This window comes from Pelagerythrobacter sp. Soil_C_18 (genome assembly GCF_057657235.1).
Map to the genome: position 1 here is coordinate 23981 of NZ_JBDGIU010000009.1, position 12944 is coordinate 36924.

At 66.6% G+C, this 12944-nt stretch carries 12 protein-coding genes and 1 pseudogene; 6 read left to right on the forward strand and 7 right to left on the reverse strand.

The window, feature by feature from the left end:
• The 6 genes from AC3A5N_RS15650 to AC3A5N_RS15675 all read right to left on the reverse strand — a co-directional run bounded on the left by AC3A5N_RS15650 (nucleotide 1) and on the right by AC3A5N_RS15675 (nucleotide 6502).
• On the reverse strand, nucleotides 1–1107 hold the full coding sequence (locus AC3A5N_RS15650) for an ABC transporter permease (protein WP_487738249.1): 1107 nt from the start codon (nucleotides 1105–1107) through the stop codon (nucleotides 1–3).
• Nucleotides 1107–2228 (reverse strand): ABC transporter permease, encoded by a 1122-nt coding sequence (locus tag AC3A5N_RS15655; RefSeq protein ID WP_487738250.1) that lies wholly within the window; start codon nucleotides 2226–2228, stop codon nucleotides 1107–1109. The genes AC3A5N_RS15650 and AC3A5N_RS15655 overlap by 1 nt, the downstream gene beginning before the upstream one ends.
• Nucleotides 2225–3952, reverse strand: coding sequence for an ATP-binding cassette domain-containing protein (locus AC3A5N_RS15660; RefSeq protein WP_487738251.1), 1728 nt, complete (start codon nucleotides 3950–3952; stop codon nucleotides 2225–2227). The genes AC3A5N_RS15655 and AC3A5N_RS15660 overlap by 4 nt, the downstream gene beginning before the upstream one ends.
• Before the next feature lie 4 nt (nucleotides 3953–3956).
• Nucleotides 3957–4961, reverse strand: coding sequence for an HlyD family secretion protein (locus AC3A5N_RS15665; RefSeq protein WP_487738252.1), 1005 nt, complete (start codon nucleotides 4959–4961; stop codon nucleotides 3957–3959).
• Nucleotides 4958–5578, reverse strand: a complete 621-nt coding sequence (locus tag AC3A5N_RS15670) for a CerR family C-terminal domain-containing protein (RefSeq protein ID WP_487738253.1) — start codon at nucleotides 5576–5578, stop codon at nucleotides 4958–4960. Before AC3A5N_RS15670 ends, AC3A5N_RS15665 begins: the two co-directional genes overlap by 4 nt.
• A gap of 78 nt (nucleotides 5579–5656) precedes the next feature.
• Nucleotides 5657–6502 (reverse strand): helix-turn-helix transcriptional regulator, encoded by an 846-nt coding sequence (locus AC3A5N_RS15675; protein ID WP_487738254.1) that lies wholly within the window; start codon nucleotides 6500–6502, stop codon nucleotides 5657–5659.
• Nucleotides 6503–6577: 75 nt separating this feature from the next.
• Here AC3A5N_RS15675 and AC3A5N_RS15680 point away from each other — a divergent pair, with 75 nt between their 5' ends.
• The 3 genes from AC3A5N_RS15680 (at nucleotide 6578) to AC3A5N_RS15690 (ending at nucleotide 10589) form a co-directional block, all read left to right on the forward strand.
• Complete coding sequence (locus AC3A5N_RS15680) at nucleotides 6578–8059, forward strand: MFS transporter (protein ID WP_487738255.1); 1482 nt, start codon at nucleotides 6578–6580, stop codon at nucleotides 8057–8059.
• A gap of 74 nt (nucleotides 8060–8133) precedes the next feature.
• On the forward strand, nucleotides 8134–9048 hold the full coding sequence (locus tag AC3A5N_RS15685) for a phytanoyl-CoA dioxygenase family protein (protein ID WP_487738256.1): 915 nt from the start codon (nucleotides 8134–8136) through the stop codon (nucleotides 9046–9048).
• Nucleotides 9045–10589 (forward strand): alpha-amylase family glycosyl hydrolase, encoded by a 1545-nt coding sequence (locus tag AC3A5N_RS15690; protein ID WP_487738257.1) that lies wholly within the window; start codon nucleotides 9045–9047, stop codon nucleotides 10587–10589. Before AC3A5N_RS15685 ends, AC3A5N_RS15690 begins: the two co-directional genes overlap by 4 nt.
• A gap of 45 nt (nucleotides 10590–10634) precedes the next feature.
• Here AC3A5N_RS15690 and AC3A5N_RS15695 read toward each other — a convergent pair whose 3' ends face one another.
• Nucleotides 10635–11177: an alpha/beta hydrolase gene (locus AC3A5N_RS15695; protein ID WP_487738296.1), complete on the reverse strand. Its 543-nt coding sequence runs from the start codon at nucleotides 11175–11177 to the stop codon at nucleotides 10635–10637.
• A gap of 80 nt (nucleotides 11178–11257) precedes the next feature.
• Between AC3A5N_RS15695 and AC3A5N_RS15700 the strand changes: the two genes are divergently transcribed.
• The 3 genes and pseudogenes from AC3A5N_RS15700 to AC3A5N_RS15710 all read left to right on the forward strand — a co-directional run.
• Nucleotides 11258–11413, forward strand: coding sequence for a hypothetical protein (locus AC3A5N_RS15700; RefSeq protein WP_487738258.1), 156 nt, complete (start codon nucleotides 11258–11260; stop codon nucleotides 11411–11413).
• Between the two features lie 93 nt (nucleotides 11414–11506).
• On the forward strand, nucleotides 11507–11941 hold the full coding sequence (locus AC3A5N_RS15705) for a HEPN domain-containing protein (protein WP_487738259.1): 435 nt from the start codon (nucleotides 11507–11509) through the stop codon (nucleotides 11939–11941).
• A gap of 471 nt (nucleotides 11942–12412) precedes the next feature.
• A pseudogene (locus AC3A5N_RS15710) lies at nucleotides 12413–12583 on the forward strand (DUF736 family protein); the annotation flags it as partial.
• Nucleotides 12584–12944 lie beyond the last annotated feature (361 nt).

Sequence of the window (12944 nt, forward strand, 5' to 3'; positions counted from 1 at the left end):
TCACTCCATGCGGGCGCGGAACAGCCAGGCCGATGCGGCCAGGGTCGCGCAGGCGATCACGACGAGCGGCCAGAGCTGTTCGAACACCTGCGCGGCAGGCATCGCCTTGAGGAACAGACCCTGGACGAGGATCAGGAAATAGCGTGCCGGATCGGCGTAGGTGACGGTCTGGAGCCAGCCCGGCATGTTGTCGATCGGCGCGGCATAGCCCGACAGCAGGATCAGCGGCACGGTCGCGAGGAACGAGCCGAGGAAGGCCTGCTGCTGGGTCGCGGACGCCGCAGACACCAGCATGCCGATGCCGATCAGTGCGAGCAGATAGATCGCCAGCGCGAGGAAGAAGAGCAGGTATGAGCCGGTGAACGGCACGCCGAACACCAGCGGCGCGATAATCAGATAGAGCGACCCGTTGAACATGCCGACCAGGAACGGCGGCACCATCTTGCCGATCAGAATCTCGTGAACGCGCAAGGGCGAAACCATGAGCTGGTCGAACGTCCCCAGCTCCCGCTCGCGCGCCACGCTCTGCGACGTGATGGCGATACCCGCCACCGCGACGATGATCGCGACGAGGGAGGGGAGGGTGAACCAGATGTAGTCGAGACTGGGATTGTACCAGTTGGTCACGACGGAGCCGGCCGTGCCCGCCTCCGCCACTCGGCGCGGCAGCAGTTCGGCCCCGTAGCCGCCAGCAATGGCGCTGAGATAGCCGGATACGATCTGTGCCGCGTTCGAACGCCGCCCGTCCAGCACCACGCCGACCGTGGCCGGCTCGCCGCGCGTGACCCGGGCGTCGAAATCGGGGTCGAACACCAGCGCCGCGATCACCTCCTGCCCGTCGATCGCGTGCTCGAGCTCGTCGGTGGAGGACAGACGGCGGATGTCGCGGAAATTGGGGCTGCCGGCGACCCGCGCCATGAATTCTGCCGCATGGACGCCGCCCGAACGGTCGAGCACTGCGACGTCGACGTTCCGCACGTCCAGCGTCGTCGCGTAGGAGAAGATGAAAAGCTGCAGCAGCGGCGGGACCACCAGCACGATGCGCGACTTCGGATCGCGCAGCAGCGCCCACATCTCCTTGACGATCATGGCGAGCAGGCGGCGCATCAATCGAGGCTCCGCTTCGTCACCCGGAACGAGAGGAAGAAGAACAGTGCGCCGAAGCCCAGCATGATGGCGATGTTGGGCAGGATCAGGCCCCACAGATCGCCGGCCAGGAACACCGTTTGCAGGGGCGGGATCAGGTAGCGCGCCGGCACGATGTAGGTCAGCGCCTGGATCGGCCAGGGCATCGAGGCGATCTCGTATAGAAAGCCGGAGAGGAGGAAGGTCGGCAGGAAGGCGGTCAGCAATGCGATTTGGCTGGCGACGAACTGGTTCTTGGTCGCTGCCGATATGAACAGACCGAGCCCCAGCGCGGGCATCAGGAAGGCGGCCGCGATGGCCGCGAGCGCCAGCGGCGATCCGCGAAACGGCACACCGAAGACGAACACCGCGATCAGCGTGCACAGCGTCATCGATCCGATGCCGAGCAGGAAGTAGGGTACGACCTTGCTGGCGATGAATTCCGCCATGCGCATGGGCGTCGCCATCATCGCTTCCATCGTCCCGCGTTCCCATTCGCGCGCGACGACCAGCGCGGTCAGCAAGGTGCCGATCATCGTCATCACGATGGCGATCGAGCCGGGGACGAGGAAATAGCGGCTCTGCAGGCCCGGATTGTACCAGTAGCGGGGCGACAGCGCGATCGGGGGGGCAGCGGCACCTTGGCCGATCTCGGCTGTCATCCACGCCGCCCGCACGCCTTCGCCATAGGCGGCTGCGAAATTGGCGGTGTTGGGCTGCGAACCGTCGGTCACGATCTGGATCGGCGGCGGCTTGCCCGCGACCATGCCTTCGCCGAAGCCCTGCGGAATGACGATGATGGCGCGCGCGGTCCCGTCGATAAGCGTATCCCGCACCTCGGCCACGCTGCGCGCCGGGATCACCTCGAAATAGTCCGAATGGGCATAGGCGCTGGCCAGATCAAGCGCCTGCGCCGAACTGTCCTCCACCACCAGCGCGATCCGCGTGCGCGACGAATCGAGCGACACCGCGTAGCCGAACAGGAACAGCAGGATCAGCGGCAGCAAGAAGGCGATCAGGAAGGTCGAGGGATCGCGCATGATCTGCGCGAATTCCTTAACTGACAGGGCGATCAGCCGGCGGCGATCGAAATGCGCGCTCATGCCGCCGCTTCCAGTTCGCGCGCGCGGTCGCTCTGTTCGATCAGGGCGATGAAGGCGTCTTCCATCGTCGGGTCGGAGGTGCCGGAGAGCTCCGCCGCCTTGGCTTTCAGCGCGTCGGGCGTGCCGCTGGCGATCTGCTCCGCGCGATAGATCAGCGTGACCTCGTCGCAGTATTCGGCCTCGTCCATGAAGTGCGTGGTGACGAGCACGGTCACGCCTTTCTCGACGAGGCCATTGATATGGGTCCAGAATTCGCGCCGCGTCACCGGGTCGACGCCCGATGTCGGCTCGTCGAGAAACAGCACCGGCGGCTCGTGCAGCACCGCGCAGGCGAGCGCGAGGCGTTGCTTGAAGCCGAGCGGGAGCGTGCCGGCGTTGACGTTCATCCGCTCGTCCAGCTCGAAGATCTCGGCCATCGCCTCGATCGCGCGCGCGGCTTCCTGCCGGCCGAGGCCGTAGGCGCCGGCGAAGAAGTCGAGATTCTGGCGCACCGACAGGTCGCCGTAGAGCGAGAACTTCTGCGCCATGTAGCCGAGCGACGCGCGGGCGTCGGCGGCCGCGCGCCGCAGGTCGTTCCCGGCCACGGCGCCCGTCCCTTCGCTGGGCGTGAGCAAGCCGCACAGCATCTTGAAAGTGGTCGACTTGCCCGCACCGTTGGGGCCGAGCAGGCCGAAGATCTGCCCGCGCGGAATCGAGAAGTTCATGTCGCGCGCCGCGGTGAAGTCGCCGAAGCGGCGGGTCAGCCCGTTCGCCTCGATCATCGGCGCGTCGCTGGGCGGGATCTCGCGGTAGCGCACGGCAAGCGCGCTCGTGCCGCGCGGCCCGCCGCCCAGCCGTTCGATGAAGCCGTCCTCGAAGCGCGGGCTGGCGGGCTCGACGCAGGTGTCGGGCCCTGCGTTGAACATGGCGGCATCGGGCACCTCGCGGCCATCGCGGATCAGAAGCCGCACCGAGCGGCCCTGGATGGTCCCGTCGATCACGTCCTCGCGGTCGAGCGCCTCGGTCAGGAACCGCCGCCGCCGGGCCTCGAACCCGCTCACCCGGATCACGCGGCCGGCGACCGGGCCGGTGAGGTCGCCCGGCAGGCCTTCGAACAGCAACTTGCCTTCGCTCAGCAGGTAGACGGTGTCACACTTCTCGGCTTCGTCGAGATAAGCGGTCGACCACAGCACCCCGATGCCTTCGCCGGTGAGCTCGCCCACCATGGCCCAGAGCTCACGGCGCGAGATCGGGTCCACGCCGACGCCCGGCTCGTCGAGCAGGAGGAGCTTTGGCGTCTTCACCAGCGCGCAGGCGAGGCCGAGCTTCTGCTTCATGCCGCCGGAGAGCTTGCCGGCGAGGCGGGCCTGGAACCGCTTGAGATCGGTGAAGTCCAGCAGCCGCTCGAAAACCGCTTGCCGCTCGCCGCGCGGCAGACCGCGCAGTTCGGCGTAGAGCGTGAGGTTCTCGGCGACCGTGAGGTCTTCGTAGAGGCCGAAGCGCTGCGGCATGTAGCCCAGATCGTAGAGCGCGGCGCCCGGCGGCCCGCCGAGGACCGAGACCTCGCCGTCGTCGGATTTCATCAGTCCGGCGAGGATGCGGATCAGCGTGGTCTTGCCCGCGCCGTCGGGCCCGACCAGCCCCGTGATCCGGCCCGGCGCGACGTCGATCGCCACGCCGTCGAGCGCCGTCACGCCTTCGAAGCGCTTGACCACCCCCTTCGCGCTGGCGACGGCGGCGCTCACCGGATCAGTCCTCCGCGGCGGCGGGCGTGGGGATGGTCACCGTCACCGGCTGGCCCTGGCGCAGCGCGTCGTCGGGGTCCTCGACATTGATGCGCAGACGGTAGACGAGGTCGGTGCGCAAATCCTCGGTCTCGACCGACTTGGGCGTGAACTCGCTGCGGGGCGAAATGTAGCCGATCGTGCCGCGATAGGCCTTCGGATTGCCGTCGGCCTTGATTGTCACGCGCATGCCCGGCCGCACGCGGCTGAGGTCCGGCTCGCTGACATAGGCGCGGACGCGCAAGGGCCGGTCGATTGACAGCGTGAGCACGGTCTCGCCCGGCTGGACGATGGCGCCCGGTTCGCGTGCACGAGTGACGACGGTGCCGTCGACCGACGCGGTCAGGACGCCGTCGCCGCGGTCGATGGAAGCACTCTGGCGCGCGGCGCGGGCAGCGGCGACCTGGGCGCGGGCGGCGCGGATGTCCTCGGCGCGCGCGCCATCCTGTACGAGCGAGAGCGCCTGGCGTGCCTCGGCCACCTGGGCCCGTGCACGATCGCGGGCGGCGACGGTCTGGGCCCAGACGGCCGTGCTGATGGCGCCGGGCTCCACGAGCGGTTCGCGTCGCGTGTAATCGCGTTCGGCGTTGACGAGGGCCGCCCGCGCAGCGTCGAGCTGCGCGCGGGTCTGTGCGATCTCCTGCGGTCTGCTGCCATTGGTCAGGCGGGCCAGCTCCGCCTCGGCCCGGGCGACGTCGGCATCGGCGCGCGCGATCTGGGTGTCGAGGCTCGCGGTGTCGAGCGTCGCAAGGCGCTGCCCGCGTTTGACCTTTGCCCCTTCCTCGACCGCGATGCTCTCGATCCGGCCGGGGACGCGGAAGGCCAGCTCGACCTCGCGCACGTCGACGTTGCCGTAGAGCGTCAGCGTCTCGTCGCGGTCGCCCCCCATCAGGCCGAACCCGCGGGTTGCGAGGGCGATGATAACGAGGGCGAGAAGCGCTGCAATGGCGATGAGGCGGCGGCGGTTCATGTGGGTTCCTCCCGCAGGATGGCGAGCAGATTGCTGCGCAGACGGGCCCGCAGCAGGGCGGCGACCTCGTCGTCGATCGCCTCCACGCCGATGACGCGGCAGACCGTCGCGCGGCCGGCGCGCAGGATCATCGTCTGGCCGAACATCACGATGGCAGTCGCGCGTGCCTCGCGGTCCGACAAGTCGGGCCGGGCAACGCGCAGCCACTCGACCACCTGTTCGGACAGACGGCGCATGACACCGCCGTAGAGCCGCTCGAACGCCTCGGTCGGCTCCTGCTGCTCGCGCAGGATGAAGCGGGCCCAGGGCGCCGATTCCGCACACAGCATCATCAGGGCGAAGCTGTCGAAGATGCCCAGCAGGGCGACGACGGCACCTTCGCGCGAACCATCGGCAAGTTCGCGCATCCGCTCCAGCGTCGGCGCCTGCATCTCCGCGATGCGCTGCGCGATATGGTCCGCAGCAGCGAGGTAGAGCCCGTGCTTGCTGCCGAAGTGATAGGTGATCGACGACATGGTCGTCCCCGCCGCGGCAGCAATCGCGCGGGTGCTCGCCCCTTCGAAACCCTTGCGGCCGAACTGCTCGATAGCGGCTTCGAGAATCGAGAGCATGGCCATGCAGCACCTTATAGTTCGTTCGAACGAACAAGAAAAGTGGGAACAGCGAGATCGGTGATTTTTCGGGCGGCTCCGGGACTACTGTGCCTGCGCCGTGCGGCGATACTGGCGCGGGGTCATGCCGAAGCGTTCGTGGAAACGGGCGCTGAAGTGCGACGGGCTGGAGAAGCCCAGGCCGTAAGCGATCTCCGACAGCGATGCGCCGGAGGTCGCGATACGGCGCGCGGCAAGATGGAGGCGGTAGACCCGGGCATAGTCGGTGAAATTCATGCCGAAGACCCGCTTGAAACGGCGGGAGAAGTAGGCGGACGACAAGTTGCACGACGCCGCTGCGCTCTCGAGCGAAATCGCCGCGGACGGATCCCGCCGCAGTTGCTCCACCGCGGGCAGCAGGCGCTCGACCTGTGCCGTGTCGCTGGTCGCCTCACTGCCTGCAACCTCTGGGGCCGCGGCGATCTGGCAGAGCAAGAGCTCGACGATGCGCCCGATCAGCGGATCGAACGGATCCGCGCCAGCCATGTCGATCAGCCAGTCGCCCAGGACATCGATGCGGCGGCGCGCGGCGGCGTCGGGCATGGCGCAGAAGGGCCGGTTCAGCCGCGACAGCGACGGCTGGTGCGCGAGACTCTCGACGATGTACGGATCGATCTGGATAAGCGCCCAGTCTTTCCGGCCCGGCGCGAGAGCGAAGTCGTGGTGGCGCATCGAAGGCGAGAAGGCCACTGCGCCGTCGCTCAGCGCATGCTGCCGGCCATCGGCGATGAAGGCGCCCTCCACGCGGCCGAAGAGCACCAGTTCGCTGACATCGTGGAAATGGAGGAATTGTCCCGACGCGGGCGCATCGATGGCCGCGACGACGCGCTCGGCGACCACGCTCGCGCCGAGCGGCAGCTCGACCGGCTCGCAGATGGGGCGGAGAGTCATGAGGGCAAGAGGGTGATAGTTTTTCCCGTTGTGTGCAAGCCTCTGCTGATGTTGACGTGATCCCGAGAGGATCAAATGCTCGACATCCAGCGGCGGCGGACGCCGTCATTCTATTTTCTGCTGACGCTTCCCGCCACCGCGATGGGCTTTGCCCTGTCGGTCCAGATTTCGGTGCTGAGCTGGATCCTCGCGACCCAATACGGCCTCGACATTCACGAGATCGGCCTGGTCTGGGCGGCAGGCCCGATGGCGGGCATCATCGGGCAGGTCGCCATCGGGCTGATGAGCGACCGGCTGTGGATCTGGAACGGGCGGCGCCGCTTCTTCATCATCGTCGGCGGTGTGCTGGCGGCGCTGATGATCCTGGCGCTTCCGGCCATGGGGCTGATTTCCACTGCGCTGGGACTGGAGAGCGTGATGGGCGTCGCGATCGCCGTGGCGCTGGCACTCGATCTTGCGGTCAACGTCGGCTTCAATCCGACGCGCTCGATCATCGCCGACGTGACCGAAGGCGGCGCGGAGCGCTCGCGCGGCTATAGCTGGATGCAGACGGTGTCGGGCAGTTTCAGCCTGCTCGCCTACGCGATCGGCGCTCTGCTCGGGAACATGGCGCTGATCTACTTTGCGGTGGCGCTCGTCCTGCTCTTTTCCCTCGTTCCCGCACTGCTCATTGAGGAGCCGAGGCCAGACGACGCGAACGACGGTGCGGCGGCGTCTGCCGTTGAGGTGAACTTTACCGGCGTGATGCTGATGCTGTCGCCGCTTTGGGCGATCGCGATTTACAACATCTACGCCATGGCCGTGCGTCTGGCGGGGGCGATGCCTGCCGGATACGGCGCCGAGATCGCCTGCGCGGCGGGGACCGCGTTGCTCATCGGCCATGCGCTGCTTTCCCGATCCGACGGGGGCACGGTGCCTGAGTTCCGCAAGGTTCTCGCGGCGCATTCGCTGAGCTGGATCGGCATCCAGTCGCTCTTCATCTACCTGGTGTCGTTCCTGCAGTACCGGATGCCTTCGCTCGATGCGGAGGGGCTGGGGCGGACGGCGGCGCTCGCGTTCCTGGCGCTCAACGCCGTGGCGGCGCTTGCGCCGGCGCTGCTTCTCGCGCCGCTCGCCCGCAGGTTCCGCCGCACCCACGTCCACGCCGGCGCCCTGGCGCTGATGGCCGCGGCGTTCCTCGCCGCGTGGATGTTCGTTCGGACCGAGCCGCTGCTCTACGCGCTGATGGCCATCGCGGGGATCGGCTGGGGCGCGATGGTGAGCCTGCCCTTCGCGATCATGTCGGAGCGTGTCGACGGGCGCCGCATGGGGCTGTTCATGGGTCTGTTCAACCTCTCGGTCGTCCTGCCGCAGCTCGTCGCGAGCTTTGGTGTGGGCGCTTTCATGAGCCGGGTGGAGGACAAGGGAGCGTTATTCCTGATCGGCGCGGTTTCTATCGGCCTGTCCGCGATCGCATGGCTGTTCCTTCGCTCGAAGCAGGTAGGGTACGAGGGTGAATCGGAGCGGCACCGGAGCGACACGGCACCGACCCGGGGTACTCCGTCTTCAGCCCTCTAGGACAAATACACGATAGTTTATCCACCCGGCAGCAACAGTGTGACCGGCTGACGAGGCCAGATACGCAGCTTATCATGACCGGTATGACAAGCGCCCCTTCCGTGGCGGCTCCGGCCGTCCTCTCGCCCGCAGAGCAGCTCGAGCAGAACGGCTTCGTCCGCTTCACCGACGTACTCGATCCCGTCACCATGGACACCCTGCTGCTGCGCGCCCATGCGACGCTGCTCCGCGAGAAGGAGGCGGCGCGCGAGGCGGTGAAGTCCAACGGTTCGCTCATCCACCTGAGCGACAATCCCGAATATGCCGACGTGATCGGATCGCAGAAGATCGTCGACCTGCTCCGCGAGGTCGGCGCCACCGACCCCCGCTGGACGGGCGGCTTCCTGATCTCGAAGCCGGCAGGCGGCCCGCCGCTGTTCTGGCATCAGGACTGGTGGGGCTGGACCGAGCCGGCGAGCTACGAGGTTCGCGCGTACCAGCTCTTCGTGATGATCTACCTGACCGACACGACGCCGGAGAACGGCTGCCTGCGCGTTATTCCCGGCACGCACCTGCGCGACCATCCGCTCCATCATCTCGAGGCGGCGCATTCTGAGGGGTTGCAAGGCTTCAAGAACCCGGACGCCGCCGATTACGCCGCGCATCCCGACGAAGTGGCGGTGCCGGTGAAAGCCGGCGACGTGCTGATCGGCGATTCCCGCCTGATCCACGGCGCCTATGCAAACCAGACGAACGAGGAGCGCCCGCTGCTGACGCTTTGGTACATGCCGCACTGGAGCAGCATGTCGTCCGGCATGCGCGCCCGCGCGATGGAGAACTACCTCCGGCGCGACGACATCCGCACCAGCGTGGCGCGACCGCTCACGCCGCTCGACTGGACGGCGGTGTTGCGCCAGCGCGTCGAGGCCGTGCTGCCGACTTACGAGGAATCCGAACCGCCCGTGCCGTGGCATCGCACTCCCGACACCGACCGGCTGGTGCCGGCATGAGGGGGCTGACACGGGCCTGGCCGCTCGCCGCGGCCGCTGCTCTGCTCGCCTCCTGCGCGAGCGTTCCCGCGCCCACGCCGCAAACCTCCGCATCGCTCGCGCCGTCGGACGAGGTGTTTTATCACGTCTTCAATCGCAGCCTGCGCGATAGCGACGGAGACGGGCACGGCGACCTTCAGGGGATCACCGACAGCCTCGATTATCTGAAGGAACTGGGCGTCACCTCGATCCTGCTGACGCCGCTCTATCCCTCGGCCTTCTACCACAACTATTTCGCGTCGGATTTCGACGGCATCGATCCCGAATACGGCACAATGGAGGACTATCACCGCCTTGTGGCGGAGGTGCACAAGCGCGGCATGAAGATCTACCTGGATCAGGAGATCCAGTATGTCGCCTACGACCACCCCTGGTACACGCAGTCGCTCGGCAATCCGTCATCGCCCTACAGCGATTTCCTGGTCTGGCACGGGCCGGGCAACACCAAGCCCGACGAGGGCCCATTCGCGATCGTGGTGGCGAAGCACTGGTCGGATCTCGAGACCGGCATCACCACGCTCAACATGCAGTCGCCCGAGCTCAAGGCCTACTTCGACCGCTATTTCCTGAGCTGGGTCGATCCCAACGGCGATGGGGATTTCAGCGACGGCGTGGACGGTTTCCGGATCGACCACATGATGGACAACCTCGACGATCGGGGCATGCACACCAACCTGTTCGCCGAGTTCTGGCGGCCGCTGTTCGACAAGGTGCGGGCGGTCAATCCGCGCGTGACTTTCATCGCGGAGCAGTCCGACTGGGGATACGGAGAGGATTTCCTGGCCCGCGGCGACGCCGATTACGTCTTTGCCTTCCCGCTGCGCGAGGCCATCCGCAGCTTCGACAAGGCCAAGGTCGTCGAGGCGATCCGGGGCACGGCCGAGGCGACGCCGCAGGGCAAGCACCAACTCATCTTCATCGAGAACCACGACATGAACCGGGTCGCCTCCGATCCGGGCATGACGCCCACGCGGCTGCGGACCGCGGCGGCGCTCGGCATCCTGCTCCAGGGCACGCCGCTGCTCTACTACGGTCAGGAGCTGGGCATGCGCGGGGCGCAGGATATGCGTTTCGAAACCGACGAGAAGGATATCGGCATCCGCGAAGCCTTCGAATGGAAGGCCGAGGTCGAGGCGCCGATCCACGCCAACTGGTATCGCGATCCGGCCAAGAGCTATTGGACGGACAAGTATTCCCAGAGCCATGACGGCATTTCGGTCGAGGAGCAGGACGGCGATCCGGACTCGCTGCTCAACTACTACCGGCGCCTGCTCGACTTGCGCGACCAGAATCCGGCGCTGTCACGCGGTTCGCTCACCGTCGTCGAAAGCGCGCCGGAGCTGCTGGTCGTGGAGCGTGCGCTGGACGGCGCACGGTTCCGCCTGGTCTCGAACCTGTCCGACCAGCCGGTGACTTATGGCGGGCCCGGAGCCACGGACCTGCTGGGCGGCACGGGCACGCGGCTGGCGCCCTACGAAACCGCGTTGTTCAGGCTGAACTGAGCAGCCGAGGCGGGCGGCAAGGTCTTGCGCCCTGCCGCCTGCTTCTCAGTCTTCCGTGTCGCCGGGCCCGAGGAGGAAGGCGAGCGGCAGGTGGATACGCTCGCGCCAGGCGCGCTCGTCATGCGCGGCACCGGGGAAGGACTCGGTGCTCCAGTTGCGGCCGCGCTCATAACCTCGGGCGGCGACGACCTCGTCCATCCTGAGCTGATAGGGCTCGTAAAGCGCGTCGATCGTCTCCGAGCCGTAGTCGAACCACAGGCAATGGTTTTCTGGCGCGGGGAGGGTGGTTCGCAGCCAGTCCTCGAAGGTCGCGATCACGGCTGCCCGCTCCGCCGCGGGGCGCGGCTCGACGGGCCAACTCAGGAACAGCGGCCAGTGCGTCGAGATCATCGCCGCGCCGCGATAGACCTCGGGATATTCGCTGATCGCGTAGAGCGAGATGAGGCCGCCCATGCTCGATCCGGCGATGAAGGTGTCCTCGCGGCCGGTAAGCGTGCGGAAGTTCTCGTCCACCCACGGCTTCAGCTCCTCCACCAGAAAGCGGAGGTAATCGTCCGAAACCGGAGTACCCTGATAGAGCTCCGCCAGTTGCCTTTCGTAAGGCGGCGCGGGGCGACTGGGTCGACGAGCCGGAGAACGGCTATCAGTCCGACTTCGACCTGCTGATCGTGGTCAGCCACGAGGACCTGACCGATATCGCCGACTACTGGTACATCGCCGAGGACCGCATCGCGCGCGATCCGTCGATCGAGCGACCGGTCAATATCATCGTCCACTCGCTCGACGAGGTGAACCAGGCGCTCGTGCGAGGCGAGTACTTCTGAGTCGATATCGCGCGCGACGGCTGCATCGTTTACGAGCTGCCGTGCCATCCGCTGGCGACACCGAAGCCCCTGACGCCGGCCGATGCACACCGGATGGCGAGCGAGTACTTCGACGAATGGCTCAGCAGCGCTGATGACTTTTTCGAGAGCGCACGTGACGCGATAGCCAGGGACAAGAGCAAGCTTGCAGCGTTCCTGCTGCACCAAGCCACCGAGCGGCTCTACATCTGCTTTCTGCTCGTGCGGACTCTCTACTTCCCGCGCTCGCACAACATCAAGTTCCTGCGCTCGCTCGCCGAGGACAAGGAGCCTCGGCTGGTCGAGGCATGGCCGCGCTCTAGCAAGATCGACCGGCGGCGGTTCGAGCGGCTGAAGCGCGCCTATGTCGAAGCCCGCTATTCGGCGAGCTATTCGATCACCACCGAGGATCTCGATGCGCTGTCCGTCTGCATCGCGCGGCTACGCGACCTTGTCGGCGAAGTGTGCCGCGAGCGACTGGCAGAGCTGAAGGCGGGAGCAGCGGCTTAGCTGTCAGCACCGGCTGAAGTGTGACGTCTACGGGGGAGACATTCGTGTGCTCGACAGATCGTCCTGCACTGCCACCGGGAACTCGTTTCCCGTCTCTTGAGCCCATGACCTACGGCCGGTCGAAGTCCTGCAAAACCATCGCTTCGCGAGATTCTTCCCCGCCGCATGAATGCGGCTCCTCGCGCGACAAGAATCTCGCCGCTCCGGTCCTCCGCTGATGCTGCGGCCCTTTGGGTTCGTGTCCTTCTTGTTCCGGCCGCTGCGGTCGGCCCATCGACAGGGAACGGGTCCCGGTCGACAGACAAGGAGAAAGCATCATGCCTGCCATCGGATATGTCACCGCCCAGGAGAACGGCACCTTCAAGGGGCAGCTGAAGACCATCAGCATCCGCGAGGACATCACCATCGCCGCCAACCCCCCGCAAGACCAGCGAGGTTCAGCCCGACTACCGGGTCTATGTCGGCGACGTCGAGATCGGTGCCGGCTGGAACCGCCGCTCCGAAGCGAGCGGCCGCACGTACGTCTCGCTCAGCTTCGCAGCTCCTGAGTTCGGGCCGCGCCGGCTTTACGCCAATCTTGTTCAGGCTGTTGGCGAGAAGCGCGACGACCGGTTCGCCATCCTTTGGAACCCGGCGGATTGAGTGGACGGCTCCCGCGGCGCTTCGGCGCCGCGGGAGCTCTTCTTCGGCCGCATACCTGCCGTATCGTTTAGAGCTGACGCTAACTGGCGGCTTCTGGCCGACGCCGGGCGGCCAGCTTTCGGGCAGTCGAGGTCAGAAAACGGGATGCTCATGGTTTTGGACGCTGGCATGGATCGAAGAGAACTTCTGCAAAGACATTATGCTTCTGAAACTGAGCATCGCCCGCTCGAACCGTCGTAGCAGAGGAGTGACTTCGCGCGGGTCGTTGGCGCAGCTCGCCACCTTTTCGTTCTCCTAGTTGCCAAGTTCGATCATCGCCGCGCCCCGTACGTGCGGAATGTGTCTTCGACCCCCGAATGTC